The sequence below is a fragment of the Streptomyces sp. NBC_00057 genome, from assembly GCF_045041165.1.
In the GTDB taxonomy this organism is placed as follows: domain Bacteria; phylum Actinomycetota; class Actinomycetes; order Streptomycetales; family Streptomycetaceae; genus Streptomyces.
The window spans coordinates 4868248-4894335 of record NZ_CP108256.1 but is presented as its reverse complement, the minus strand read 5'-3'; the positions used below and the strand labels follow the sequence as shown (position 1 = coordinate 4894335).

The following is a 26088-nucleotide window of genomic DNA, read 5'->3' as shown; positions in this document are numbered from 1 at the left end:
GATCAAGGGCGACACCCACCCGCCTCACAGGCCACGCAAACCGCCCCCATCATCGCGCCATGGGATCGTTCTGTCACAAAAGGTTGCGAGTCACGCAAAACCGGCACCCGATCCGCCCGACCCCCAGGCAGGTGCGAACGATGCAGAGGCAGAGACAGGGGCAGAGGCCGGGCCGCGCGCCGGGCCGCACGCCTATCCGCACGCAGGCACAGCCGCGGGAGTGGACATGGGAGTGGTTCCGGGAATGGAGGCAGGCGTGGCCGTCGGCCAAGCGCGTACTGGACCTGACCCTCGGCTCGGTCCTGCTGGCCCTGGCCGCCCCACTGCTCGCCGCGGGCGCCCTCGCCCTCGCGGCGCACCGGCTCCCCGGCGGCGCACTGACCCGCTCGCCCCGGATCGGCCTGGGCGGCCACCTCTTCGTACTGCGCTCGCTACGCACCCGGCGGCTGCGGCTGGATCTGCTCTCCCGGCTGCCGCACGTCGTACGGGGAGACCTCTCCCTGGTCGGCCCGGAGCCCCTGACACCGGACGACGAGCGGGCCCGGACCCCCGGAGCCGATGCCGATACCCCCGAAACCACCACCGCCACCGCCGCGAGACACTGGCGGCAGGAACTGAAACCGGGCCTCACCGGCCTGGCACAGGTACGCTCCCGTTCCGGAATGCCGTGGGACGAGCCGGCCCTGCTCGACCAGCACTACGCCGAGCACCACTGGGTGGGACTCGACCTGGCCATCCTGGCGAGAGCCGTACACGCTCCGCTGCGCAGGGCGATCCGCGGACTCACCCGGCGCGGCAAGGCACACCTGAGCGACACAGATCACCGCCGGTGCGGCTACAGCGCGGCGGAATAAGTGGATAGTGTCAGCACAGACTGATTAAGTTACTGCTTAGTAGTCGCCAGTATTCGCTCGTAGACGCTGGATCCCACCCTCGCAGGCCCGAGGAGCCCCCAAATGCAACTCGCCGCGATCATCGTGTCGCTGGTGCTGACTGTGGTCGGCGTTGCGCTCATCGCCCGAGCCGTCGCGCAGATCTACCGGTTCGTCACGCTCGGACAGCCGGTCCCGGCAGGCAGCCGCACCGACAACCCGAAGCAGCGCACGATCACCCTGGTCAAGGAGTTCCTCGGCCACACCCGGATGAACCGGTGGGGGATCGTCGGCTTCGCGCACTGGTTCGTCGCCATCGGCTTCCTGACGCTGCCGCCGACGCTGCTCCAGGCGTACGGACAGCTCTTCAAGGCCGACTGGGTCCTGCCGATCATCGGCGACTGGACGCCGTTCGAGATGTACACCGAGTTCATCGGTCTGATGACGACGGCCGGCATCCTCGTGCTGATCACCATCCGGCTGCTGAACCTGCCGTCCCGGGCCGGCCGCAAGTCCCGTTTCGCGGGCTCCAAGGCCTGGCAGGCGTACTTCGTCGAGTACGTCATCCTCATCATCGGCCTGGCGATCCTGACCCTGCGCGGCCTCGAGGGCGCGATCCACCACGTCGAGGGCTACGACGCCGCGTACTTCATCTCGTACCCCCTGGTCCTCGCGTTCAAGGACCTCGGGCTCGGCACGCTGCAGAACCTCATCTACTTCACCGCGATGGTCAAGATCGGCGTTTCGCTGATCTGGATGATCACGGTCTCGCTCAACACGAACATGGGTGTCGCCTGGCACCGCTTCCTCGGCTTCCCGAACATCTGGTTCAAGCGGAACGCAGACGGGTCGTCGGCGCTCGGAGCGCTGCAGCCGATGACGTCGGGCGGCAAGGAGATCGACTTCGAGGACCCGGGCGAGGACGACGTCTTCGGCGTCTCCCAGGTCGAGCAGTTCTCCTGGAAGGGCATCCTCGACTTCTCCACGTGTACGGAGTGCGGCCGCTGCCAGTCGCAGTGCCCGGCCTGGAACACGGGCAAGCCGCTCTCCCCGAAGCTCCTGATCATGTCCCTGCGCGACCACGCGCACGCCAAGGCCCCGTATCTGCTGGCCGGTGGCGGCAAGGACATGGAGGGCAACGAGAAGGCGTCCGAGGAGCAGCTGAAGGACGTCCCGGCCGCGGCCCTCGCGGAGGCCGAGCGCCCGCTGATCGGCACGGTCGAGGAGAACGGCGTCATCGACCCGGACGTGCTCTGGTCCTGCACCACCTGCGGTGCGTGCGTGGAGCAGTGCCCGGTCGACATCGAGCACATCGACCACATCGTCGACATGCGCCGCTACCAGGTCATGATCGAGTCCGCGTTCCCGTCCGAGGCGGGCACGATGCTCAAGAACCTGGAGAAGAAGGGCAACCCCTGGGGGCTCGCCAAGAAGCAGCGCGTCGAGTGGACCAAGGAGGTCGACTTCGAGGTCCCGATCGTCGGCAAGGACGTCGAGGACCTGTCCGAGGTCGACTACCTGTACTGGGTCGGCTGCGCGGGCGCCCTGGAGGACCGGGCCAAGAAGACCACGAAGGCCTTCGCGGAGCTCCTCCACATCGCGGGCGTGAAGTTCGCGATCATGGGCGGCGACGAGAAGTGCACCGGTGACTCGGCCCGCCGCCTGGGCAACGAGCCGCTGTTCCAGCAGCTCGGCCAGGAGAACGTCGCGATGCTGAACATGGCGTTCGGCGAGGACGACGAGGACGAGACGACGAAGAAGCCCAAGTCGTCGAAGAAGATCGTCGCGACCTGCCCGCACTGCTTCAACACCATCGCGAACGAGTACCCCCAGCTCGGCGGCGAGTACGAGGTCATCCACCACACCCAGCTGCTCCAGCACCTCATCGACGAGGGCAAGCTGATCCCGGTGACCCCGGTCGAGGGCCTGATCACGTACCACGACCCGTGCTATCTGGGCCGTCACAACAAGATCTACACCCCGCCGCGCGAGATCATCGCGAAGGTTCCGGGCCTCAGGAACGAGGAGATGCACCGCCACAAGGAGCGCGGCTTCTGCTGCGGTGCCGGTGGTGCCCGGATGTGGATGGAGGAGCGGATCGGCAAGCGCATCAACAACGAGCGCGTCGACGAAGCCCTCTCCCTCAACCCGGACATCGTCTCCACCGCCTGCCCGTTCTGCCTCGTCATGCTGACCGACTCGGTCAACGGCAAGAAGAACGACGGCAAGGCGAAGGAGTCGGTCCAGGTGGTCGACGTATCGCAGCTGCTGCTGGACTCCGTGAAGACCCCGGCCGACCCGGCCGGCGAGGCGGAGCCGGCGGACGCACCGGAGCCCGAGCCGGTGAAGTAGCCAGGGCTGTCGTGCGACAGAAGCGGCCGGACCTGCCTCGGGGGCAGGACCGGCCGCTTCTGTATTCCCGCACGGCTACGCATGGGGTCGACCCCCCAGGGTTCCCCTAGGGGATGTCACAGCTCGGCCGCAATGGCGGGCAGGTTTCCCGGGCCCCCTCACCACACCCACGCGGACCAGGTACGTTCGATGACGTGGCTGGATTCAGGATCGGACGCGGCCGGGACAACCGCACCCCGCAGCAAGCGCAACAGCAACCGCGGCAGCAGCCGTACGGCACACAGGCACCACCGCCGTACGCCCAGCAGCCATGGCCGCCGACGGGAGGCAACGGCGCCCCGCCCCCGTACAACAACGGCGGGCACGGTGGAAACAACGGGCCCAACGGCGGCTACGGCAACGGCTACAACAGTGGCGGCCACGGCGAGCCGGAGTATTTCGGCGACCCGTACCAGCAGCCCCACCACCCCCACGCGTCCCCCCAGCACGGCGACCCGTACGCCAACTCCCCCGGCCACACCCAGGCGTTCAGCATCGGCGAGGACCCCTACGGCGACGGCAACACCTACCGCGCCGGCCAGGCCCCCGCCCAGCCCGCGGGCCCGCGGCTGCCGTGGAAGGACCTGCTCACCGGCATCGTGCTGCGCCCGGGACCGACGTTCTGGCAGATGCGCGACTACCCGGTCTGGGGCCCGGCGCTCATCGTCACGTTCCTGTACGGCCTGCTCGCCCTCTTCGGCTTCGACCAGGCCCGGGACGACGCGATCCACGCGACGATCTCCACAGCGGTCCCCTACGTCGTCATCACGGGCATCGGCTTCGTCATCGGCGGTCTGGTCCTGGGCGCGGTCACGCACACGCTCGCCCGCCAGCTCGGCGGCGACGGCTCCTGGCAGCCGACCGTGGGCCTCTCCATGCTGATCATGTCGATCACGGACGCTCCCCGCCTGATATTCGCGCTCTTCCTCGGCGGTGAGAACTCCCTGGTCCAGGTCCTCGGCTGGATCACCTGGCTGGCCTCGGCCGCGCTCTTCACCTCGATGGTGAGCAAGTCGCACGACCTGCCGTGGCCGAAGGCGCTGGGCGCATCCGCGATCCAGCTGATCGCGCTGCTGTCGATCATCAAGCTGGGCACGATCTGACGGCATCCGACCATCTGAGGAAGAGCCCCCGACACACCGCGTCGGGGGCTCTTCCTCATGCGGGTGCGACTGCTCGCGGACGACCGTGCCGCGCATCTCGGCCACGTGTGCTCGACGGAGAGATCACGCACCGGCCCGGCGCCCTGTGGGAACGCGCGTACCCCGACCGGGCCGCCGCCGTGCAAGGGGACCTGCCGGACACCCGGGCTCTGCTGCTCACCACCGACGAGCTGCGCCGGGCGGAACGGACATCGAAGAAGTGTCCGCGGAGGAGTGGCGCCTGCGGTTCCGCCGGCTGCTCACCGCGCACCCCGACCCGGCCCAGGAACTGCGCCGCGTACTGGTGGAGGAACTCACCGCTGCGCTACCGGCCCAGCAGGCGCCCCAGAGCGGATCCACCGTGTTCCACGCTGCACCGGCCGGCCACGCGCGCCTCTGCCAGTCCGCCGGGGACCCCGTCATCCACCCCTGACCACACACCACCGGCCGCAGACCGCCGGCTCTACGCGTCGAGAATCTGCCCGCTGCGCCGTACGACGGGCCTGTCCACGCTCCACGGGAAGTTGATCCAACGATCGGTCTTCTTCCACACGTACTCGCACTTCACGAGCGAATGCGACTTCTCGTAGATGACCGCGCTGCGCACCTCTGCAACATGATCGATACAGAAATCGTGCACCAGCTTCAGCGTCTTCCCGGTATCGGCGACGTCGTCGGCGATCAGAACCTTCTTGTCCGAGAAGTCGATGACATTCGGAACGGGTGCCAGCATGACCGGCATTTCCAGGGTGGTACCCACCCCGGTATAGAACTCCACGTTCACGAGATGAATGTTCTTGCAGTCCAGGGCATAAGCGAGCCCACCCGCGACGAATACCCCGCCCCGCGCAATACTCAGCACGACATCGGGCTCGAATCCGTCGTCGGCCACGGTCTGCGCCAGCTCACGCACGGCCTGACCGAATCCTTCGTACGTCAGGTTCTCCCGCGCATCATCGCTCATCCGGCATCACACCTGGGTCCGGTGGAAATTCATGAACGAGCGCGACGCGGTCGGCCCGCGCTGGCCCTGATACCGCGATCCGTACCGCTCGGAGCCGTACGGGAACTCCGAGGGCGAACTCAGCCGGAACATGCACAGCTGTCCGATCTTCATCCCCGGCCACAGCTTTATCGGCAACGTCGCGAGATTCGACAGCTCCAGGGTCACATGCCCGGAGAAACCGGGGTCGATGAACCCGGCAGTCGAATGCGTCACAAGACCGAGCCGCCCCAGCGAACTCTTGCCCTCCAGCCGCGACGCAAGATCGTCGGGCAGCGAGATGACCTCGTACGTCGAAGCGAGCACGAACTCACCGGGGTGCAGGATGAACGCCTCGTCCCCGTCCGGCTCGACCATGCGCGTCAGATCGGCCTGCTCGACGGCTGGATCAATATGTGGATAGCGGTGGTTCTCGAACACCCGGAAGTAGCGGTCGAGCCGCACATCGATGCTCGAGGGCTGCACCATCGACGCGTCGAACGGATCAATGCGTACACGTCCGGCGTCGATCTCGGCCCGGATGTCCTTATCTGAGAGAAGCACGCCCCGAGGATACGCAGAACGCGCGGGCCCGCCCCAATCCGGGACCGCCCCGCGCGCCTGTCACCGCTCTGCCACCGCGCCTACCGCTCTTCGAACACCACAGGCACGGCATGCCGAAGCCGTGCACAACGAGGACAGCGAATGAGCCGCCCGGGTCCGATCCTCCCGGACCCGAGCTGCTGCATCGGGAACGAAGCGGTAGCGAAAACGTGCCCTTCGGCACAGCGGACGACGGTGCGCTCCATGGAGTCCATCAAGTCCCTTCCCCAACAAGCCTTGGACGAAAAAGCCACATTAGGGGATGAACAGGACGCCACTCCAGGCGGCACTCCGCGCACCCACGCTACGCCCCCAACTCCCGCCCACGGCACCCGCATCCACCCTCCCCGCACAGCGAAAAGGTCCCACGGCTCAAACGCCGGGGACCTGGCATGGGGTACAGTGTGGAACGATGCGGAGCTGATCAAACGGCTCGCTTCGCGGGTGTAGTTTAATGGTAGAACATGAGCTTCCCAAGCTCAGAGCGCGAGTTCGATTCTCGTCACCCGCTCTTCGAAGAAGGCCCAGGTCAGCGACCGGGGCCTTTCTTGTTGTCTAGACCTCTTAGAGGGTGGCGTGCCCTCCGTGTGCCCCATCTCCCGCCGAGGCGGATGCCCCGGCGCCGTCCTCAATCCATGGGAGCCACGCCGGGGAAGGTACCAGGAGACAACGTGGGTGACTTGGGCCACTCCGCCGGATCGGCTGTGTCAGCCGCATGCGAGAGCACGTTTACCACCCGGTTTCAAGGCGCCGAGGAATCGTTGCGTGTCGGCCGACGCTGAGGTGCTTCTGAGTCAGACACGGTCATTCACCAGCGAAGTAGGGGCCGCATGCCAGAAGGTGTGGTCCTCATAAGAAGCGTCCTCGGGGGAGGTGGCAGATGCTGCTGTCGTGGAGGGCGATGGCGCCCAACGGAAGCAGCCAGCACCCCACCGGCCCGCAGAAGCCGGACGCTATCCCCGGAGTCCCCGTGGATACCGTGACCGGAAAGCCAATCGCTTACGTGCCCGGACAGCGCCCCGCCCGGACCGAGTACACGCAACGGGATGAGGTGCCGAGCAGTAACTCGGTCACCCGAGGATTGGCCGGCTCCGTGCATGAGCGGGTCAACCGGATCGGGCAAGCACAGGACTGGCTCGGACGATGGCAGGACAAGATCCAAGGAAGGCCCCCGCGTCCTATCCGGGCTCTGGATGAATTCACCGGCGAGTCTCTCGCGCAGTGGGCCTTGGCCAACATGCTGTACGCCCGAAAGCGGCCAGTACCGTCCTTCGGCTTCGGGCTGACGCCGGTGCTCACACACAGCGTTGCGGCACGAAGGCAGCGTCGGCTCCGTGGCGCGTTGTTGCTGGCAACGCCTGTCTATCTGGCGGGCTCACATCCACGAGGCCTTGTAGCAATCGTCGCCGCCGTGTTGCTGTGGCAGTTCCTCACCGGGCGGGCTGGCCGGGCGATCGCGCGATGGGGTTTCAGTGCACTCGTTCCAGCTGTCTTCCTTGTTGCGGCGCTACTAGCCCTCTGGAATCTCGCCAAACCACATCACCCGCTGCTGCGTGATGCCGTCCTGGAAGGCTTACTTGTCGCGCCGCATCTGTTGCTCGCCACCACTGCCGTTCACCTGCTCGACCGTTGGACGTGCCACGCCTACGTGCAGTCGCTGCGTCCTGGCCGCGAACACATCGCCACACGTCCCTTCCTCGCTCCCTTCGCCGCCAAGAGAATCGCTGCGCACAAGGTCACTGAGCAGTGGCAAAGCATCGCGTACCGCAGGGAAGGCAGGGTGGATCGCTTCGTCGGAGCCGGCCTCGACTCGTGGCCGAGAGGCGCCACCCGTATCCAGCTCACGTCAGCCCGCACCAGTGAGGATGAAGAAGACGACCCGCCTTTGGCCACAGCTGATTTGTCCGACCTCGACGCAAGTCAGAAATTCGAGGCGGACGAGCTGCTCGACAAGGTGCGCGACGAGCTGGAGGAGCTTCGCGGAGCTCTCGTCGAAACCCACGCCCTGCCCAACTGCGATGTGGCCGAGTTCCTCGGAATCCCCGAGGGCCGGTGGAAGAGCTTGGGCCAGAGCAGTGGAGGCGGCGGCGATAAGTCGGAGTGGCCGGAGGCCACTGAGATGTGCACCGAAGCCCGGGATGCGCCCACCGGTCACTTCTCCCGGAGATACCTCGCCGCGCAGGTCGTCGCCTGGGACGGCCAAATCGTCGTCACGGTCTTCGCGCATGCCGCCCTGGAAGGCAACACGCTGCACTTCGTCACCCGCCCCCACGTCCTGGCACCGCTGCTTCCCTCGGCAAACGTAACGCCCGCCAAGGGCTGGGATCTCGCCAGGAAACTGGCAGAAACACCACTCCACGCATGCGGAGATACCGTGGCGCTCGCGTCCCGGGTGTACACGACCATCGGACGCGGCCTCGGGCTGCTGACCGCTGTGACCACGGCCGCTGCCGCTGTCCGCGAGAAAGACGACGGCCGGCCGGTGAGCCTGAGAGAGCACTGCGGTCGGGAGACAACTGAGGACATGCACCAGACCGAGGACGTGCAGCGCTACGTGTCGATCCTGCAATCGCGGATGTTCAGCACGGTGAGCGCTTTTCTCGCCGACCACGGTCTGGCGACCGGCGAGTTCAAACGTCAGGCCATCGCCATCACCCAGAACTTCATCAGCGGCGACAACAACCAGGTCAACACCGGCAATATGGGCGGCGGCATGCAACAAGGCCCCATGCCTGGCGGTCCGGCAAACAGAACCGAGAAGGCAGGTTGATCATGAGATTCGGGCGAGCAAACGCTGGTGGTGGCACCAACGTCACCGGCAGCGGCAACCAGGTCAACACCGGCAGAGTCGGTGGTGACATGCGCCAAGTCCAAGTCTCGGGGACTGCAGCAGACGATCCCAGGCTGTTGGCTGCACAGGCCAGACTCGCCGAGCTGGTAGCTGCCCTCGACACACACGCTGACGAAGTGCACAGCATCGACAGTTGCCGCCAGGCCGTAGCCAGAATTGACGAGGAGCTACGCGAGCCGACGCCGGACGGGCGCCGCCTCACCGAGACCCTGGAGATGCTGAGCCTCGCGCTCGGGTCCGCCACGTCCCTGACCTCGCTCGCCGGATCACTTCGAAATGCGATCGAGGCACTTCTCAGCTGAAGAACCCGATCGCCCTTCTTGCTGCGAGAAGGCCAAAAGCCAGCTGGAGGCCAAGCGTCACGGCTACGTGGGCAGGGCCGACCGGCCCTGCCCACGTCCGCCTATTTCTCTCGTGCAGCCAAGCGGCGCGCTTCCTCCATCTTCCGGCGTCCCTCCTGCACCAGGGCGTCGATGCCCGACGCAACCTCCCGCTGCCGCTCACCATCGGAGTGCTGGTAGATCAGCGCCGCCTTCTCCGAGGACTGGCCAGCGCGGACCATCGTGTCCTTGAGCGTGGCTCCCGACTGGGTGGACAGGGTGTGGCCGGTGTGGCGGAGGTCGTAGAAGCGGAAGCCTTCCGGCAGGCCGACCTTGGATCGGGCCCTGCGCCACTTGCGGCCGAAGGTGGACCGACGAAAAGGAGCGCCCTTCTCGCCGACGAACAGGAGCCCGTCGGGTTCCTTCTCGGCGTACCAGTCGAGGTGACGCTTCACCTCGATGTACAGGAAGGCCGGGAGGAAGACGGTTCGCCTTCCTGCGGCCGACTTCGTGTCGCCTTCGACACGACGGCCGGTGGTCAGCTCAGGTGCGGCGTCACGGATCTTGACCGCGAGGGGTTCGAGCGTGACGTCGGGCCGTCGAAGGGCAGCCTGCTCCTCCGGGCGCATGGGCCCGTAGGCGCCGAAGTAGACCATCAGCCTCCACCTCGGTCCCATGGCGTCGGCGAGCGCGTCGACCTGTTCGACGGTGGCCGTCGGGCGTTCCTTGGCTTTCTCGCTGCCGGCGCCCCTGATCCGGCACGGGTTACGGCGGATCAGCTCGTCGTCGGTCGCCGTCTCCATGATGGCCTTGAGGAGGCGGTAGGACTTGGCGACGGTCGTCGCACCGGTCGCCCCCAACCGCTCGGCCCGCCAGGTGCGCACGCCCGGCGGCGTGATGTCGTCCAGGTTCACCGTGGCGAATTCGGGCAGCAGGTGCAGGCGCAGGAGCCTTCGGTACAGCTCCTCCGTGGTGGCGGAGAGCCCGCGCTCCTCGACCCACTTCATGGCGTACGTCTCGAAGTTGACCGATCCGGCGTCGGGGTCCACCCAGTGCTTGCGCTCAATGTCCGCCTGGGTGAGCGTGAGCCAGGTCTGGGCATCGGTACGCGTCTCGAAGGTCTCCGGGGCGGTGCGGCGGCTGCCGTCCGGGGCCCAGTAGCGCACCTGCCACCGCCCCGACGGGAGCTGACGAACGGTGCCGAACTCGCGCCGCCGCTGCGGCTTGCGGGCCGCCATCAGGCGGCCTTCCCGAAGCGGGAACGCGCGTCGCCGAGAGTCGGAACGGTGCGTTCCTCGATGTACGCGGCGATGGCGCTCTCGGGTATCCGTACGGGCTTGCCGAGTTTGACGTAGCGGATGCGGCGCTCCTGGATGAGTCGCCGGATGAAGCGCACGCCGGTGCCGAGGCGCTCGGCGGCCTGCTCCACGGTGAGGAGGGTGTCGGTAGTGGTCACCTCCCCCTGCGGTCGTGGGCGCTGAACAGGGGCGTGCGGTATCGCCGAATGGCGCAAGTGAGTGCTCCGGTTCCGGCCGACGGATGGGGCGGCAACCCCGCGCCTGGCCTCGTGTCGTTCAGGGATGGGATGGGCAGGACGGCCACAGCGAGGGTTTGCGTTCCCGCTGCGCCAGGTGGAGTGAGCCGCTATGCGTCGGAGGCGGGGCCGTACTCTTCGTTGCTCTTCATCAGTTCGGTGGCGATGGCGTTGGAGACCATCACGTCAGCCTCCTTACGGATGTCCGGGTGTTCGGCGAGATAGGCGTCGAGCTGGTCGCGGGCCTTCCGTGCCTCGTGGTTGGCACGGTTGGAGGCTCTGTAGGCGGCTACGACGTTGTCGATCAGCTCCATGGCCCGGCCCATGGTCGCCAGACTGGGCGGCCCGACGAAGTTGCTGAGCGGGACGCCGAAAATCTCGGCGAAGCCGATGGCCTCGTCGAGGTTGATCCGACGCTTGCGGTTCTCGATGCGCCAGACCGCAGACGGGTTCATGTCGAAGCCGACGTCGTTCATGCGGTCGGACAGCGTGGTGGTGCTCCAGCCGCGTTTCTCGCGCTCCAGCTTGACCCGCACGGCGGCGTTCTCCTCGCCGCTGAGGAGCACCCCCTCGGGGGTTCCCTCGTCATCCGGCATTGCCCCTCCTCCCGTTCACTGCGTGTACCGCCGGTTTTGCGGCATGGAACAAGATTAACATCCGTTCTGCGGATCGCATAGCGCTATGCGATCCGCATAGTCCGTGGTACCGTAAAGCACCCCAGCAGACCGCACCGATCCGCTGAGGCATGCCTTCAACCAGCCCCGACATACAAAAAGCCCCCCGGTGACGCAACACCGAGGGGCTCAAAGCGCAAACCTCATGCCGCCCATCCCTGAACGACTGACCTGCGAGGCCGGGATTGCCGTCCCATTGGCCCGCAAGCGGAGGAGCTACATGTCCAGTATGGACGATCCCGCCCAGAGCACGCCATCCCTTCCGACCACCGCCGTGTGGCCGCCGGTGGCCATACCCGGCCGCCCCACCAAGCCCGTACCGCCGTCCGCAGAAGAGCCCGAACCCGCTCCGGAGTCCGAGGGCGAGGCGGTGCTGGCGGAGCTGCGGGAGCAGATTCGCCGCTACGTCGTGTTGCCGAGCAAGGAAGCGTTCACGGCCGTGACCCTGTGGGTTGCGGCCACGCACCTGCAGACCGCGTGGCAGCACGCTCCGCGGTTGGCCGTCGTGGGGCCGGCGAAGCGGTGCGGCAAGTCGCGGCTGCTGGACGTGATCACCGAGAGCGTTCACGATCCGCTGATCACGGTCAACGCGTCGGCCGCCGCAGTGTTCCGGTCGATCACCGCCACACCGCCCACCCTGCTGGTCGACGAGGCCGACACCCTCTTCGGCTCCGCGAAGGTCGCGGAGAAGAACGAGGAGATGCGCGGTCTGCTCAACGCGGGGCACCAGCGCAACCGCCCCACCCTCCGGGTCTCCGGGCCCAACCACGAGGTCGCGAAGTTCCCCACCTTCGCCATGGCGGCCCTCGCCGGCATCGGTGACCTGCCGGACACGATCATGGACCGATCGATCGTCATCCGGATGCGCCGCCGCAGGCCGGGCGAGAAGGTGGCGGAGTTCCGCACCTACCGCGACACCCCGCCCCTCCACGCGCTGCGCGACCGGTTGGCCGCCTGGCTAGCACCGCTCCACACCGACGCCATGGAGCTGACCCCCGCCATGCCGGTCGAAGACCGCGCGGCCGACACCTGGCAGCCGCTGGTGTCCGTCGCCGACCTCGCCGGCGGGAGGTGGCCCCACCTCGCGCGCACCGCCTGCCGGGTCATGGCCAAGCACGAGGCCGAGCAGGACCAGGACCGCAGCAGCCTGGGCATCCGTCTCCTGGCCGACATCCGCCGCGCCTTCACCACCGAAGGCAACCCGCCGATGCTCCGCACCAGCCGACTCCTCGACATCCTCAACAAGGACGACGAGACCCCCTGGCCGGAGTACACCGCCAACGGCCTGACCGCCCGGGGCCTGCAGATCCTGCTCCAGGAATACGGCATCAGCTCGGCGAATCACCGCTTCCACGGCAACGTCCAGGCCAAGGGCTTCACCCGCCAGCAGTTCGCCGACTCCTGGGCACGCTACTGCCCCGAACCCGCACCGGAAGCCACAGCCGGGGCCTGACCCGGCACGACCCGTCGCGACTCGTCCCCGCGCAGGTCAGCGCGGTGACGAGTCGAGGGGCGGTGACGAGTCGACTCGACATCACCGCCCCACCCGTACCTGCCCTGACCAGGCATGCAACGAGTCGCGACGGGTCTCCCCCGCCCTCAGGGCCACATCAGCCACACCCTGCACCCCTGGAGCATTTCCCTTTGCCTTCCCCCACCATCGTCATGGCACCGTCCACCCCGCTGCCGCTGGCCACTGCGATCCGCACGGGTGTGTCGCTGCTGGCCGTGGCCGCCTTCGCACTGTCCTACGACGCCCTGCGCCAGATGGCCGCCGCCAGCCACATCCACCGGGCGCTCACCTATGCCTTCCCGCTCGTCATCGACGGGTTCATCGCCATCGGGATCGGCGCCCTGCTCGTCCTGCGGACCGCGCCCCTCTCCGCCCGCCTCTATGTCTCGGCGCTGGTCGGCATCGCCACCGCCACAAGCATCTGGGCCAACGTCCTGCACGCCATCCGCCTCAACCAGCAGACCCGCCACAACGGGCTCTCCCTCGACGACATCACCGTCGGAGTCATCTCCGCCATCGCCCCGCTCGCCCTGGCCGGAGCCGTCCACTTCTATCTCCTCGTCGCCCGGCGCCCCGCTACCCCTGACCGCCACAACACCGACGACCGCCACGAATCCTCCGAGGGGCACACGCCCAGCGAGCTCGCGCCGCCACCCGCCACGGACACCGACGACGACGTGCCGGAGCCACTCGCGAAGCGCGAGGCGGAGGCCCCGCAGCAGCCCGGTAAGCCGGGAAGCAAGCAGCCGAGCGTTTCCCTGGAGCAGGCCGTGGCCATCGGCCGCACGGCTCCCCTCGGGCGAGCCGGCCGTGCCTCGCGGCGCAACATCGAGAAGACCGTCAGGGACCAGGGTTTCGGTATTTCCCGGAGCCGTCTGGACGAGGTCAAGGACCTGCTGCAGGTCGAACTCGACGCCGTGACCACAAGCAACGGCTGAACCCCGCATCCCCCGTCACCCCAGCCCGTTCCTCCCGTGAATCAGCACGGGAGGAACGGGCCCTCTCCCTCCACCACCGCTTGCAGGAGCCCACATGCACGGCCTCGACCGCGAACCCTCGTCATCACAGCAGCAGCCGACCGCCACCCCGGCATCAGGCGGAGCAAGGTATGACATTGGACCGTCCACGGGCCGGTCCAACGCAGATGCCTCCGCCCCAGGGGTGGCGGAGGACGTCGGGCACCAGGGGGTGCCCGACCGGAACAAGCCCGTCGACACCGCCACCCGCACCGTGCTGCCGAAGCGTGCCGCCGAAGCCGCCGCACTGCACCGAGTTGCCCGCCGCCGTCAGCGCAAAGAGACCCAGCGCAAAGAACGCGTCGACGTCCGCTACAGCACCGACGAGAAGACAGAGATCCTCGCCGTGGCCCGGTCGCTGAACATCGCCGCCGCCCACTACGTCGGCGCTGTCGTCATGGCCCACGTCCACGGAGACCTCGCACTGCCCGGTCAGCGCACTCAGCTCGACGACTACATCGACGAACTCACAGCCCTCCGCGGTGAGATCGCCAAGATCGGCCACAACGTCAACCAGATCGCCAAGAAGCTCAACTCCGGCGGCCTTCCACACCATGGGGACACCGCACTCCTCGCCCGAGCGGAACGCTTCCTCGGCACGGTCGGCACCACCGTCCGCCACATCGCAGCAGCCACCAACCAGGCCGCCGCCACAAAGGGGCCACGGTGATCGCGAAGATCAGCAGCGGCAAGAGCACCGCCGGCCTCATCCGCTACCTCTACGGCCCCGGTCGGGCCAACGAGCACACCGACCCGCACCTGGTCGCCTCCTGGGACGGCTTCGCACCCGACCCCGGCCGCACCGACGACATCGCCGCCACCAAGAAGCTCCTCGTGGCCGACCTCGACCTACGCGTCCAACAGGCCAAGCGACTTGGCCGAGCCCCGAAGCAGCACGTGTGGCACTGCTCCGTCCGTGCAGCACCCGGCGACCGCCTCCTCGACGACGCCGAATGGGCGGACATCGCCCGCCGTGTCGTCGCCGCCACCGGCATCGCACCGACAGACGACCCGGACGGCTGCCGATGGGTCGCCGTCCGCCACGCCCCCGACCACATCCACATCGCCGCCACCAAGGTCCGAGGCGACCTGCGCACCGCACGCCACTGGAACGACTACCTCACCGCAGATCGCGAACTCGCAGCCATCGAGAAGGAATACGGCCTCTTCCAAGTCGTACGCGGGGACCGCACCGCCGCGAAACGGCCCACCCGCGCCGAGCAGGAGAAGGCCCACCGCACCGGCCACGACAAGCCCGCCCGCATACGCCTGCGCACCCTCGTCCGCACGGCCGCGGCTGCCGCCACCAACACCGAGGAGTTCCTCGGACTACTCACCCACACCAACGGCGTCCTCGTCGAGGTCCTGCACTTCCCCTCCGGAGAACCACGCGGCTACAAAGTCGCCCTGGAAGACGACACGAACGCCGAAGGGGAACCGGTGTGGTTCTCCGGCTCCACGCTGTCGCCAGACCTCTCCCTCCCGAAAATCCAGAGCCGTCTCGCCGCAGCAGACATTCCGGTCGGCAACCCCCAGGGACACCTCCGGCCGCATCCGTGGCACCAAGCCACCGCAGCCACAGAGCGCATCCCCCACCACCTCGGCCGGCCGGACGCCGAAGCCGCCCAGGCCCACCTGGCCGCCCTCGGCGAAGCACTCGACGCCGTAGCCCTCACCGCACCGCCAAACATCCGTGCCGAACTCCGCGCAGCGGCCTCCGCCTTCGAACGGGCAACCCGTTCACGTATCCACGCCGAACACCACCACGCCCGCGCCCTGCGCGGGGCAGTGAAATCCATGCTCCATGAGCCAACACCCAAGGACGGAGCCCTCCTGGCGATGTTCCTCGACGCCGTGCTCCTCGCCGTCATCGCCGCCGCCCGCTGGCACGACCAACGACAGCACAACCAGCAGACCGCAGCCGCCCACCAGACCCTGCTCCACCTCCAGACCGCCTACGACCGAACCTCATCCGGGCACCTGCTTGGCGCCAGCCAGCATCGACCGCCTCAGAAGATCGCAGTCCGGTACGCCCAGCTCATCCGCCAGGCCACACCCACCCACGCCGCCCAGATCCTCGCCGACCCCGCTACCGATGCGCTCACCACCGCATTGGCCGACGCAGAGACCGCAGGACACGATCCCGGACGCCTGTTGCAGCAGGCAGCAGACGAACGCGCCCTCGACGACGCCCGCTCCCCAGCACGCACACTGGCCTGGCGCGTACAACGGCTCTCGCAAAGGCCCGCTCCAAGCCGGCGAGCTCTCGCGGCACAGGCACACAGCACCGTTCCACGCCCCGTAGCTCCCCCGCAGCCTGCGGCACCGGCCACACCCACCGCTACCTCTCGGCCTCGGCGGAGGTGATCACGCCTGGGCGGCCACCCTGGGGGTGAGCAGGTCGAGTGCTTCCTCCCAGTGGAAGCAGTCCGCGCCACCGCCGGCCTTGGGGGGATGGGGTTCGTAGGAGCCGATCAGGATGCCCATCGCGCGCAGATTCCGCAGGCTCTCGGCGTACGCGGGGTGGGCGGCCTGGGCGGATTTCACGTACGGCAGGGCGGCGGTGGGGGTACCGAAGCCGTACGACTCGCACAAGATGCCCAGGGCCAAGGTGTCCGAGATACCGGCCGCCCACTTGTTGATCGTGTTGAACGTGGCCGGGACGACGGCGATCGCATCCGGAGCCGGAAGTGGACGTGGGTCGCCAGGAGACCGCCAGGCCGAACGGATCGGGTACCCGGTCTGCGCCTCGACGGCCGCCGCGTCGATGAATCCCAGGCCCTGCGGCGTGGCGACGACGCCCACCTCCCAGCCGGTGTCCTGCGCCGCCGCGATCAGCCGACCCACGTCACCGGCGATGCCCGACCCACACACGACAACGTACAGAAACGGCTTCTTGGCCGGCTGGTCGGGCTGCTCACTCACGCGGGGACTCCCAGTTGACGGCTGAACAGGCGCAGTTCAGGCAGCGTACGACGACGATCGCGGGCAGCCATGTCCGCGACCAGCTCCCGGTGGCCGGGCGCCGGATGTCCTGTGCCGCACAGCTCTCCGCGATACGAAGCGCCTGGTATCCGTCGGCGAGCCGGCCCTGCTGGCTGTAGGCGCTCACCGAGCCTGGAGGGGTTATGGCCACCTTCATCTCCCGCCGGAGAGAGCCTCAGCCCACAGGCGCGTCCTCCTCAGTAACCTGACCGCGCGGGCCTGACACTCCCGGACACCCGCTTTGTTCACTGGGTAAGTCCCGCAGTTGGATCCAGGGTGCAAGAGGGTCACGACGGTCACTGGCTGCCTCCGGCGGAATGCGACGTGGTTGTTCCTCACCAGCATGATCCTCTGCCGCATGGCGGCGCCGGCAGAGGACTTGGCACCTGGTTCGGGCGAACCTATCGCTGATGAGGCCGAAGTTCCCGCCAGCCTTTGTTGGGCCAACCGCTCATGGCGAGACAGGGAACACAGCTGTGACACCCACGCCCCGGCAGCTCGCCTCACACGCGATCCGCGTCATGGGTACCGTACTGGTGACGAACTCTGTACGGACGGACCGGCGATCGCGCCGGGTGGTCCGGCGGCTGGGAGGTGTCCTGATGCTGGAGGAAGCCGAGGAGATCGGCAGGCGCGTTCGCAGAGCGAGACTGCGGTTGGGCATGCCGCAGGCCGACCTTGCGACGGCCCTGGGTAAGTCGCAGGGCTGGGTGTCGAAGATGGAACGGGGCCTGATCGAGCTGGACCGGGTCGGGCTGCTCAACCAAGTCGCCGCCGAGCTGCACGTCCATCCGAACGACCTGATCGGACGCCCGTACAACAGCTCCCCCGAAGACAACCAGTGGCAGGTTTCCGCCTCGTCGATCCTGCGCGAGCTGCGCCGCTACGACCTCGCACCCGTCTTCGACGGGACTCCACGGCCGACGTCACAGCTGTGGCGTGAGGTGACGCGGCTCCACCGACTGCGGGACACCGCCTCCAACGTGGCGATCCTCCGCGTCCTGCCGGACCTGTTCCGCGAGGCGCGGGCCCTGGCGGAAGTGTCGGAGGGGCACGAGCGTGAGGAGGCGTACGCCATCTACGCGGTGTGCTGCAAGTTCGCGCACACCGCCGCCCATGCCCTCGGGCACCCCGAGTTGGTCGCCATGGCATGCGAGCGGGCGGCGTGGTCGGCCCGCCTGTCCGGGGATCCGGTGCTGCCTGCGGTCGCGGACTGGATGCGGGTCTGGGACATGTGGGCCACGGCCGACTGGGCTGACGCGCTGACGCTCTCGGACAAGGCGATCACCTCGGTGGAGCAGGCGTACGAAGGCGGCGATCCGCTGGCCGTACGGGCCTGGGGCACACTGCAACTGCGGGCAGCGGTCTCCGCCGCCCGAGCCGGCCGCGCCTCGGAGGCGGAGGACCGCATCGGACACGCAAAGGACGCCGCCGAACGCATGGACGCGTACGTCGGGGCACCGGTGTACGACCGGCATTCACTGACGTTCTCCGCCGGGAACGTACAGATCCACGCGATCAGCGTGGCCCTGGAAATGGGCAAGCAGGGCAAGGCGCTGGAGATACACCGTCGTACCAGCCCGGGACTGGTGGGATCGCTGCCCAACTCCCGTCAGGGACACCACCACATGGATGTCGCGCGAGCCTGGTTGTGGGACGGGAACCGGGCCAAGGCCCTGGTCGAGCTGGAGACCGCCGAGCGGATCGCGCCCCAGCTCGTACGGAACCACCCCATCGCCCGCTCAATGCTTCGCAGCATCGTCTACGCCGAACGGGCAGCTACGCGCGAGAAGCTGCGGCGCATGTCCGACCGCTTTCACCTCGACGGATAGGGGTCGTATTCCTCCGGCTCATATTCGAGGGTTGCCCTGTCCCTAACTTCAGGGCATGACGCGACGACGTTCTCCCCACCTTCCCTCGCAGGGAGCCGGGTTAGGTACCGCAGCTCCCTTCGTTCCCCGGCTTGGCGACCTCGCCACCGACAGCGCCCGCGAGGACCGTGTGGGGGTCGTGGTCGCCCTCCCTGGTGAGGGCTCCGCCACGACCTACCACCTGCGCCCGCCCGCGGGCGGGACCCAGTGGTCAGCACCTGCCGACGGGACGACGCTCAGACCCGTGCCGGTGAAGGCCACCCACGCCACGCTGCTGCCCGGCCGTGACGCGGTCTACGACCCGAGGGCCCGGCAAGGGTCGGTTCCCGTCGAGTTCCACTTCGATGACGGCTCGACCCTCGACGGCGCGCTCATCCTCACCTCTACTGAGCTGGAGCGGTTGCACGCGCAGACCAGCCGCCTCCTTGACGCCCACGAACGCGCCCTCGGCGGCACCCCGTGACCAGGACACGTCGCCGCCATCGGCGACACGCCGCGCCCCTCCTCGTACGGTCCGACCGCAGCGGCCGGCTCGCGCTCACGTTCCTGGCCGTCGCCAGCCTGGTGGGCCCGGCCTGGGCACTGCGTGAGCACGCCGACCCGCTCCTCGACGGCGCCGGTCACCGTCCCTCCGCCGTCGCACCGGACGCGAGCCCGCCCTCCGACCGCTGAGACCGCTCCGGCGCCCGGGCCGCCTGCCCGTGCCCGGCCGCCGGAGCCTCCCACGCCGCTCTCTCGTCAAGCGGCGCTGAAAGAACCGCCCCGCTCCGCGCAGCTTCGCGGCTTCGGCTGCCCGGAGCGGGACGGCCTGCACCCCCGTCAGACATCTGGAACATCCACGCGTGATTCTCCAGGGAGGGTTCGTGGACATCCCGTACATCGTCATCGACCAGCTCGTTCCCGAGCAGCAGCAGGTCTGGAACACGTACTTCGGCGACGCCGACCGTCCCCGCTACATCGAGGAAGGCATCTGGCGCCGCACCCAGGAGAAGGCCACGGCCGGCCAATCCGGCTGGGCGGCCTCCGACGACGCCCGGCGGCGGATCATCCACTACCGCTACCGGTACGGCTTGGTACCCACCACGGCGGCTCCGGCCATCGGCTTGACCGACCTGTACCTCTATCACTCCGCGTCCGCACCGGCCGGTGAGATCGCCGCGCACCACGACACCCTGTTGGATTCGCTCGCCGCCGGTGGTTGGAGGGAGGCCCCCGGCGGATTCTTATGGACACGGCGGGATCTGAAGTGCCGGATCACCGAGCACGACGTCCACCCCCAGGACGCCGCCGCGGGCCGCATCCTTCCAGCCGGCTACCAGAGCCTGGACGTGCAGATCGCCTCCGTGGCCTACGCGCCTCCGCCCTCCGTCCGGCAACTGCCGTGGAACGTACTGTCCACCGGTATCCGGTTCAAAGACCGCCCCGGCACGCCGACCCGCGTCCCGGACCTGTCCGTGCTCGCGGACTTGCGGCCTTTCCAGGTGGAGATCGGCTGCGGCACATCCGTCGAGGCGGGGATTCCGCCCCTGCACCGGCTCCACGAGATCTACCGGGTCACCGACCGCCAAGGTCATGAGCCGCGTGAACACCGCTTCACTCTCTCCCCGACGGCAGACACGCTCCTCCACGAGGTACTGACCGAGCCGGAGGAGAAGACTGCGGAGTTCGTGGAGATGTTCCGCGCCTGCTTCCTCGCCGAGCCCACCCCGGCCATGTGGGCGCTTAAGGAGCTGAAGGACGCCGGTCATCTCGTCGGTCCGGTCATCACCAACAACTTCGACGTGCTGGCCGCCCGCACCGGGCTCGACGAGTGCTTCATGCGCCGGTACGACCAGGCGGTGCCCGACGTCGAGTGGGTCGACGGCGCCAAGGCCCTCCTCGTCGTCGGCCTGCACGCCGACCGGCGCAAGGTCCAGGTCCGCGCCCGCGAACGCGGCATGCAGGTCGTCTACCTGGATCCGGAGGGCTTCTGGTACGACGGCCAGTTCATGCCGTACCCGCTGGAAGGGCCCCAGGACGGCGACCTGGTGTGCCGGGCGACTGCCGCCGAGGCTCTGCCCGCGCTCGTCAATCTGTTGAATCAGCAGTCCGGTTGATCCACCTGCACGAAGAGGACTGGGCCGAGTAGTGGCGCTAGCGTGACGCACCCGGCCGGCCCGGACTCCCCGGGCGGGCGAGAACAGGGAAAGGAGCTTCGGCCCCATGCGCGTATCCGTCATCGGCTGCGGTCACCTGGGCATCCCCCACGCCGCCGCCATGGCCGAGATCGGCCACGAGGTCATCGGCGTGGACCTGGACCAGGCGAAGATCGACCGCCTCAACGCCGGCGAGAGCCCCATCTACGAGGAGGGGCTGCCCGAACTCCTCGCCACTCACACCGCATCCGGGCGGCTGCGGTTCACCACCAGCCTCGCTGAAGCCGCCGAGTTCGCCGACGTCCACTTCCTCGCCGTAGGCACACCCATCGACGCGGACGGCCGCAGCTACGACACCGGGCAGGTCTTCGGCGCCGCCCGTGCACTCGCCCCACACCTGACCCGCCCGACCGTCATCATCGGCAAGTCCACGGTCACCGTCGGCACCTCCCGCGACCTCGCTGCTCTCCTCGCCCGCCTCTCCCCAGATGGAGACGAGGTGGAGGTCGTCTGGAACCCCGAGTTCCTCCGCGAGGGCCACGCCATCGAGGACACCTTGAGGCCCGACCGGATCGTCGTGGGCGTCCCTTCCGCCCGCGCCGAGGACGTCGTGCGGGAGGTCTACGCACCGCTCCTGCGAAACCAGATCCCGCTCTTCGTCACCGACCCCGCCACTGCCGAACTCATCAAGGGCGCCGCCAACGCCTACCTCGGCATGAAGATCTCCTTCATCAACGGCGTCGCCGACATGTGTACCGCCGCCGGTGCCGACGTCCAGCAACTGACCGAAGCCATCGGCCTCGACCCCCGTATCGGCCGCGGCGGCCTCAACGCCGGTCCCGGCTACGGCGGCGGCTGCCTCCCGAAGGACGTCCGCGCCTTCACCGCCTCAGCCAGCACCCTCGGAGCCACCGAAGCAGCAACCCTCCTGCGGGCGGCAGAGCAGGTTAACGAATCCCGCCCCACGGCTGCCCTGAAGCTCATCGAGCAGACCCTCGGCCGCCCGATCGACGGCGTACGCGTCACCGTCTGGGGCGCCTCCTTCAAGGCCGGCACCGACGACGTCCGCGAATCCCCCGCCCTGGCAATCGCCGCCCTCATGCACCAGCACGGCGCGATCGTCACCGTCCACGACCCGCACGCCGTACCCACCGCACTGCGCCGCCACCCCGAACTCGACTACGCCGACACCCTCGACGACTCCGTCCAGGGCGCCGAACTCATCGTCCTGGCAACCGAATGGCCCCACTTCCGCGAGGCCGACCCCAAGGCCCTCGCCCCACTGGTCGCGGACCCGGTCATCGTCGACCTCCGCAACCTCATCGACGGCGACGCCTGGCGCATGGCCGGATGGACCGTACGCCAGCTCGGACGACCCGCTCAGGAATAGCCGAACCCATCGATCGGAGGTCCGACGTGGACACCCTGTGGGACAACATCGAGAAGCTCTCCGCCGTCTGCCGAGCGGCTGGCGCCCATCTGCCCGACGAGGAGCTCAAGAGCCTCCAGCTCGGCAAGGTCGCCGAGGAAGCTGGCGAGGCCCTGCACGGCCTGAAGGGCCTCACCACCTGCGGCGACGACCACGCCTGGTCCGAAGTGCAGAACGACCTCGTCGGCGCCGTCATCGCCGCCCTCTTGGCCATGCACTACATCGACCCCACTGGCGCCCGCGCCACCTTCGACGAGATCCTCCACCGGCGCACTCGCAGGGGACGTGAGGCCGCAGCTGCGGCCTGAGAACGGGACACCGTCGGCCGCGCGCCCACAAGGCGCGGTCGGCGGCCATGCCGGGCACAGGTTGCGCCAGGTGCCTGAGCCGAGCGCTGTACGGCTCTCCACACTTCATCAAGGTGGCTCGCTCTACTGGCCCGCATTCACAGCTCGCCGCCAGCGCCTGGGCACTCCTGCCGTCGCCCCGTTCTGGCCCCGGCTGCACCGGTCGCGAGGTTGGAGCGAGCACCGTGATCGGGAGAAAGCCTCTGTGAGTGGGCGGCCGGTTCCACGGCTTCAGCCAACCGATTTGAGGCAATCCTCTAACTCAACGCCCATGTCCGGTCGCACCGCCCTAGACTGCCGATCAGTTGATCGGCATACCGAATACGGGGGGGGACACCTTGGATCCGATTTCGATGGCTGCGAGTCGAGCCGTAGGTTCCACTTTGGGAACGCTTGCTGGCCGATTTTTGAGACAGGCAGGTGGTGGTATCGCGAACAGGATTGCCGCTCGCAACGCCATAAAGGCCGGACCCAGCGCATTTCACTCTGTCGCACTTGAGCAGATCCCCAACCTAACTCCCGCATCCCGAGAAAAGATTACCCAATTCATCCAGTCAGGAGAGTTTGAACAATTGACCTTGCGACTTTCCATCGCAACGTCCGCCAACAAGAAAAGCGAAATTGCCGCATTACGGAAGTCTCTAAATGAATCCATGAGGCTTTATCGCACTGTTCCACAAAATGATCTACAGGCAGTTTCCGACGCCCTGTTTGACGATCTCTCCGCAGCTGTCACGTTAAAACTTGCAGAGCTAAATTCCGAGAAGAAGGTCTCACTAACATCAGCAAGGGTCGTTTCAGCGCAAGCTGCGGCAAGCACACGAAACTGTGATCTAATTTGCAAGATTGATGATCTGCGTACCTATGACGAATTTCATAAACATTTCAGTCGACAGGTTGCACTGACCGAGAACAAAGTTAGACCTCCACAAATTGACTCGGGTAGTCGCATCGCCATCGATCGAATCTATGTGCAAGCAACCCTAAAAGAGGAGGGAGATAACGAGGAAAGATTTCACAGAGAAACTCCGCTTCTACCCAAGGACATCTTTGAAATCTACCCCCGCGTGGTCATCCTCGGAGATCCCGGCGGAGGCAAATCGACTCTGGCTACGAAACTTTGCGTTGACTTGGCCCGAGGAAGGAACCGCGGATCAGCCGCAAAGGCGCCTTTCAAGGTCGTCATGCGTGACTATGCGAAATACTTCCAAAACTCACGAGTCTCAATCGTGGAGTACATTGAAAAGATTTGCGGTGCACTTTATTCAACGCCGGCACCGGAAGGCTGCATTGAATATCTTCTCCTCAACTCTCGCGCCGCCGTCATCTTTGATGGCATGGATGAATTGACGAACACCGCCCTGCGTCAAGATATGGTTAGCGCAGTCGAAGCCTTTTCGCTGGCCTATCCAGGAACTCCGATCATGGTCACTTCGCGCAAGGTTGGATACGACCTGTCGCCTCTCGACGCAGATCTCTTTGAGGTATTGACGTTGGGTAGTTTTTCCTATGGCCAGCGCCAATCCTACGTGCGAAACTGGTTCGGTTTGATGCGTTCTGGAGGTCAACCCGAGCGCACTAGGCTCGCTGAAAACTTCCTCAACGAGCTTTCACACGCAGACGACCTCGGCGGCAATCCGCTAATGCTGGGGCTCATGTGCGCCCTATATAGGGGCGCTGGGTATATTCCGCGAAACAGGCCCGAGTTGTATCGACGCTGCTCAGAGTTTCTCTTCGAGAGGTGGGATTCCTCTCGTGGCATCCTCGTAGAGAAGCCGTTCGAGCGGGGTATGCAGAATGCCATGTTCGCTCTCGCGCTTAATCTGATGCAGAGTAGCGACGGCGCATCTGGAATCACAGAGAAAAGACTGGTTCAGTTCACGACCAGCTATCTCCACGATCGATACTACGAGGACTTCGATTCCGCCCAGGACGCCGCACGCCAGTTTGTAGAATACTGCCGTGGGCGCGCATGGGTGCTGACGGACGTAGGAACAGACATAGCAGGAAACAATCTTTACGCCTTTACGCATCGCACGTTTCTCGAGTACTTTGCGGCACGACAGATCGTACGCGAATGCAGCGATGTCAGTTCGATCTTGGATGTTCTCTATTCCAAATTGCGGGTGCAAGAGTGGGATGTAATCGCGCAGCTCGCGATTCAGACACTCGACGAGAGACTCCTTGATGGGTCGAACGGGGCAATCCTGGCGCTACTTGAAAAAGTTAAAGAGGAGTCCGATCGTAGCGCCCGGATAGCAATCACATCATTCTGTGCGCGGTCGGTCGAGTTCATGGATCTACGCCCAGCCGTTTTGCGTAGCGTCACAGACAACTTCCTTCAGATGATTCTTGCCGGATCGATTCCTGAAGATAGGCAGAAGTATTCGCTTTCATCTGCTGCTAGGGGCCTTTTGAAGGCGCCCGCTGAGTTGCATCCAGTGATTGCCGATCAGATTATTACCTCAATCACGGCGATGCCGGACAAGACTGAATGTCTCGCCTTTGCCTTGAGCCTAACGGCTTACACAGGAACTGCCGACGACCGCGGCGGCAACTACTGGAACGAAGTGGAAAATCAAGTTGTTGATACCTTCGAAAAGGAGGTTGAAGATCTCTGCATTTCTGGACCTTGGTTCGCCGTGAAAATGTACCAGAAGGGGAGGTGCACGCTTGATGAAGTAGTTTCGCGACATGGCGTGAAAGTGATCTTCGAGGACGGTCACCATAAAATGGCGGCTGCATCGAGCCCCGAAAATCTGTACACCTTCATGACCTATAGAGGGCAATCCCTTGAAGGGATTGAAGAAGTCAGCGACGCGGAGTCGGCGAATCCGGAGGGTTGGCGCAAGGAGGTAGCGCGAATGTTGGAACTCCTACTTGCAGCGCCAACTCCCTGGGCGAAGACGGTGAGGATGCACAGATGGGAACACGATGAAACAGATTCGATCCCTGAGGACAGCGATCAGCTATTCCTGAGGATTCTTAACGTAATGTTGGGTGGGGATCGCCTGCTGGAGCTAGTGATCGGGACCAGGAAGCGGTTCACTTCTGGCCAGCGAGGCTCCATCTATCGAGCAATTTCGCGTGCCCGCAAAGGAGAAATCGGAGAAACCAAACTGCGTCAGGTGCTTGACATTCTCCCTGAGGACAGGGCGAATTTCGTAGTGAAGTGGTGTGCGCGTGAAATCGACATCTTGGAAGTTCACCTCCAGTAGAAAATGAAGTGATTACATTCAGACGCCCTGATTTCTTATCTGAAGTGCTCCGGGTCGCCCACGCCGTCGTAGGGGCCGATAAACACCCAGCCGAAGCCTTCGTCGTGTTAGATGACGACCAGGTGGGTGTCCAGTCGCGGAATATTGGCGACCACGCGATGGCCGGATTCGACAGTCCGGAGAGGAACCTGTCCGAGGAGATCGA

Annotated in this window: 23 protein-coding genes, 1 tRNA gene and 1 pseudogene; 18 read left to right on the top strand and 7 right to left on the bottom strand. The window is 66.3% G+C overall.

Translation table 11 applies throughout. From position 1 onward, the window contains the following. Positions 1 to 140 precede the first annotated feature (140 nt). The 4 genes from OG953_RS23105 to OG953_RS23090 all read left to right on the top strand — a co-directional run bounded on the left by OG953_RS23105 (position 141) and on the right by OG953_RS23090 (position 4838). The gene (locus tag OG953_RS23105; protein WP_405686567.1) at positions 141 to 854 is read left to right on the top strand and encodes a sugar transferase; all 714 of its coding nucleotides are present in this window, start codon (positions 141 to 143) and stop codon (positions 852 to 854) included. Between the two features lie 102 nt (positions 855 to 956). Then, positions 957 to 3224: a (Fe-S)-binding protein gene (locus OG953_RS23100; protein WP_405686566.1), complete on the top strand. Its 2268-nt coding sequence runs from the start codon at positions 957 to 959 to the stop codon at positions 3222 to 3224. A gap of 194 nt (positions 3225 to 3418) precedes the next feature. After that, on the top strand, positions 3419 to 4366 hold the full coding sequence (locus OG953_RS23095) for a Yip1 family protein (protein ID WP_405686565.1): 948 nt from the start codon (positions 3419 to 3421) through the stop codon (positions 4364 to 4366). 259 nt (positions 4367 to 4625) lie between these two features. Continuing rightward, complete coding sequence (locus OG953_RS23090; RefSeq protein ID WP_405686564.1) at positions 4626 to 4838, top strand: hypothetical protein; 213 nt, start codon at positions 4626 to 4628, stop codon at positions 4836 to 4838. Positions 4839 to 4868: 30 nt separating this feature from the next. Here the strand turns inward: OG953_RS23090 and OG953_RS23085 are convergent, their stop codons facing one another. Together OG953_RS23085 and dcd are read right to left on the bottom strand one after the other, a co-directional pair. Beyond that, a complete protein-coding gene (locus OG953_RS23085) occupies positions 4869 to 5369 on the bottom strand; it encodes a phosphoribosyltransferase (RefSeq protein WP_405686563.1) in 501 nt (166 codons plus the stop codon). Between the two features lie 6 nt (positions 5370 to 5375). After that, on the bottom strand, positions 5376 to 5951 hold the full coding sequence (gene dcd / locus OG953_RS23080; protein ID WP_072487843.1) for a dCTP deaminase: 576 nt from the start codon (positions 5949 to 5951) through the stop codon (positions 5376 to 5378). 479 nt (positions 5952 to 6430) lie between these two features. On the opposite strand from dcd, the gene OG953_RS23075 reads away from it, so the two are divergent. The 3 genes from OG953_RS23075 (at position 6431) to OG953_RS23065 (ending at position 9143) form a co-directional block, all read left to right on the top strand. Next, a tRNA-Gly gene (locus OG953_RS23075) sits at positions 6431 to 6501 on the top strand. Positions 6502 to 6960: 459 nt separating this feature from the next. After that, positions 6961 to 8760 carry a hypothetical protein gene (locus OG953_RS23070; protein ID WP_405686561.1) on the top strand — a complete coding sequence of 600 codons (1800 nt, stop codon included), beginning with the start codon at positions 6961 to 6963 and terminating at the stop codon, positions 8758 to 8760. 2 nt (positions 8761 to 8762) lie between these two features. Then, on the top strand, positions 8763 to 9143 hold the full coding sequence (locus OG953_RS23065) for a hypothetical protein (RefSeq protein WP_266919135.1): 381 nt from the start codon (positions 8763 to 8765) through the stop codon (positions 9141 to 9143). Positions 9144 to 9244: 101 nt separating this feature from the next. Here OG953_RS23065 and OG953_RS23060 read toward each other — a convergent pair whose 3' ends face one another. From OG953_RS23060 to OG953_RS23050, 3 genes are all read right to left on the bottom strand, one after another. Continuing rightward, positions 9245 to 10399: a tyrosine-type recombinase/integrase gene (locus OG953_RS23060; RefSeq protein WP_405686559.1), complete on the bottom strand. Its 1155-nt coding sequence runs from the start codon at positions 10397 to 10399 to the stop codon at positions 9245 to 9247. Continuing rightward, positions 10399 to 10617: a helix-turn-helix domain-containing protein gene (locus OG953_RS23055; RefSeq protein ID WP_014046958.1), complete on the bottom strand. Its 219-nt coding sequence runs from the start codon at positions 10615 to 10617 to the stop codon at positions 10399 to 10401. The genes OG953_RS23060 and OG953_RS23055 overlap by 1 nt, the downstream gene beginning before the upstream one ends. Positions 10618 to 10805: 188 nt before the next feature. Further along, positions 10806 to 11291, bottom strand: a complete 486-nt coding sequence (locus OG953_RS23050) for a helix-turn-helix domain-containing protein (RefSeq protein WP_405686557.1) — start codon at positions 11289 to 11291, stop codon at positions 10806 to 10808. 307 nt (positions 11292 to 11598) lie between these two features. On the opposite strand from OG953_RS23050, the gene OG953_RS23045 reads away from it, so the two are divergent. The 4 genes from OG953_RS23045 to OG953_RS23030 all read left to right on the top strand — a co-directional run bounded on the left by OG953_RS23045 (position 11599) and on the right by OG953_RS23030 (position 16265). Further along, positions 11599 to 12822 carry a DUF3631 domain-containing protein gene (locus OG953_RS23045; protein ID WP_405692002.1) on the top strand — a complete coding sequence of 408 codons (1224 nt, stop codon included), beginning with the start codon at positions 11599 to 11601 and terminating at the stop codon, positions 12820 to 12822. Between the two features lie 191 nt (positions 12823 to 13013). Further along, a complete protein-coding gene (locus OG953_RS23040; RefSeq protein ID WP_405686556.1) occupies positions 13014 to 13820 on the top strand; it encodes a DUF2637 domain-containing protein in 807 nt (268 codons plus the stop codon). Positions 13821 to 14043: 223 nt separating this feature from the next. Continuing rightward, positions 14044 to 14568: a plasmid mobilization relaxosome protein MobC gene (gene mobC, locus OG953_RS23035; protein WP_405686554.1), complete on the top strand. Its 525-nt coding sequence runs from the start codon at positions 14044 to 14046 to the stop codon at positions 14566 to 14568. Then, positions 14565 to 16265, top strand: coding sequence for a relaxase/mobilization nuclease domain-containing protein (locus OG953_RS23030; RefSeq protein ID WP_405686553.1), 1701 nt, complete (start codon positions 14565 to 14567; stop codon positions 16263 to 16265). Before mobC ends, OG953_RS23030 begins: the two co-directional genes overlap by 4 nt. On the opposite strand, the gene OG953_RS23025 is transcribed toward OG953_RS23030, so the two are convergent. Further along, positions 16266 to 16823 (bottom strand): flavoprotein, encoded by a 558-nt coding sequence (locus OG953_RS23025; protein ID WP_405686551.1) that lies wholly within the window; start codon positions 16821 to 16823, stop codon positions 16266 to 16268. It lies immediately after the preceding gene. Next, positions 16820 to 17004: pseudogene (locus OG953_RS23020) on the bottom strand (transcriptional regulator); the annotation flags it as partial. The gene OG953_RS23025 and the pseudogene OG953_RS23020, both read right to left, overlap by 4 nt. A 481-nt stretch (positions 17005 to 17485) precedes the next feature. On the opposite strand from OG953_RS23020, the gene OG953_RS23015 reads away from it, so the two are divergent. The 7 genes from OG953_RS23015 (at position 17486) to OG953_RS22985 (ending at position 25883) form a co-directional block, all read left to right on the top strand. After that, entirely contained in the window at positions 17486 to 18715 is a 1230-nt protein-coding gene (locus tag OG953_RS23015; RefSeq protein WP_405692000.1) for a helix-turn-helix domain-containing protein, read from the top strand. A gap of 55 nt (positions 18716 to 18770) precedes the next feature. Continuing rightward, the gene (locus OG953_RS23010; RefSeq protein WP_405686550.1) at positions 18771 to 19217 is read left to right on the top strand and encodes a hypothetical protein; all 447 of its coding nucleotides are present in this window, start codon (positions 18771 to 18773) and stop codon (positions 19215 to 19217) included. Next, positions 19214 to 19426, top strand: coding sequence for a hypothetical protein (locus OG953_RS23005; RefSeq protein ID WP_405686549.1), 213 nt, complete (start codon positions 19214 to 19216; stop codon positions 19424 to 19426). Before OG953_RS23010 ends, OG953_RS23005 begins: the two co-directional genes overlap by 4 nt. Before the next feature lie 191 nt (positions 19427 to 19617). Next, positions 19618 to 20850 (top strand): hypothetical protein, encoded by a 1233-nt coding sequence (locus OG953_RS23000; RefSeq protein WP_405691998.1) that lies wholly within the window; start codon positions 19618 to 19620, stop codon positions 20848 to 20850. A 106-nt stretch (positions 20851 to 20956) separates the two neighbouring features. Further along, entirely contained in the window at positions 20957 to 22279 is a 1323-nt protein-coding gene (locus OG953_RS22995; protein ID WP_405686548.1) for a UDP-glucose dehydrogenase family protein, read from the top strand. 26 nt (positions 22280 to 22305) lie between these two features. Then, positions 22306 to 22626, top strand: a complete 321-nt coding sequence (locus OG953_RS22990) for a MazG-like family protein (RefSeq protein ID WP_405686546.1) — start codon at positions 22306 to 22308, stop codon at positions 22624 to 22626. Positions 22627 to 23003: 377 nt separating this feature from the next. Continuing rightward, positions 23004 to 25883, top strand: coding sequence for an NACHT domain-containing protein (locus OG953_RS22985; RefSeq protein WP_405686545.1), 2880 nt, complete (start codon positions 23004 to 23006; stop codon positions 25881 to 25883). Positions 25884 to 26088 lie beyond the last annotated feature (205 nt).

Bases quoted from the DNA above. Each gene is read 5' to 3' on its own strand.
- OG953_RS23105 (WP_405686567.1), top strand. From the start codon at position 141: ATGCAGAGGCAGAGACAGGGGCAGAGGCCGGGCCGCGCGCCGGGCCGC.
- OG953_RS23100 (WP_405686566.1), top strand. From the start codon at position 957: ATGCAACTCGCCGCGATCATCGTGTCGCTGGTGCTGACTGTGGTCGGC.
- OG953_RS23085 (WP_405686563.1), bottom strand. From the start codon at position 5,369: ATGAGCGATGATGCGCGGGAGAACCTGACGTACGAAGGATTCGGTCAG.
- OG953_RS23065 (WP_266919135.1), top strand. From the start codon at position 8,763: ATGAGATTCGGGCGAGCAAACGCTGGTGGTGGCACCAACGTCACCGGC.
- OG953_RS23060 (WP_405686559.1), bottom strand. From the start codon at position 10,399: ATGGCGGCCCGCAAGCCGCAGCGGCGGCGCGAGTTCGGCACCGTTCGT.
- OG953_RS23050 (WP_405686557.1), bottom strand. From the start codon at position 11,291: ATGCCGGATGACGAGGGAACCCCCGAGGGGGTGCTCCTCAGCGGCGAG.
- OG953_RS23045 (WP_405692002.1), top strand. From the start codon at position 11,599: ATGGACGATCCCGCCCAGAGCACGCCATCCCTTCCGACCACCGCCGTG.
- OG953_RS23015 (WP_405692000.1), top strand. From the start codon at position 17,486: ATGCTGGAGGAAGCCGAGGAGATCGGCAGGCGCGTTCGCAGAGCGAGA.
- OG953_RS23010 (WP_405686550.1), top strand. From the start codon at position 18,771: ATGACGCGACGACGTTCTCCCCACCTTCCCTCGCAGGGAGCCGGGTTA.
- OG953_RS22995 (WP_405686548.1), top strand. From the start codon at position 20,957: ATGCGCGTATCCGTCATCGGCTGCGGTCACCTGGGCATCCCCCACGCC.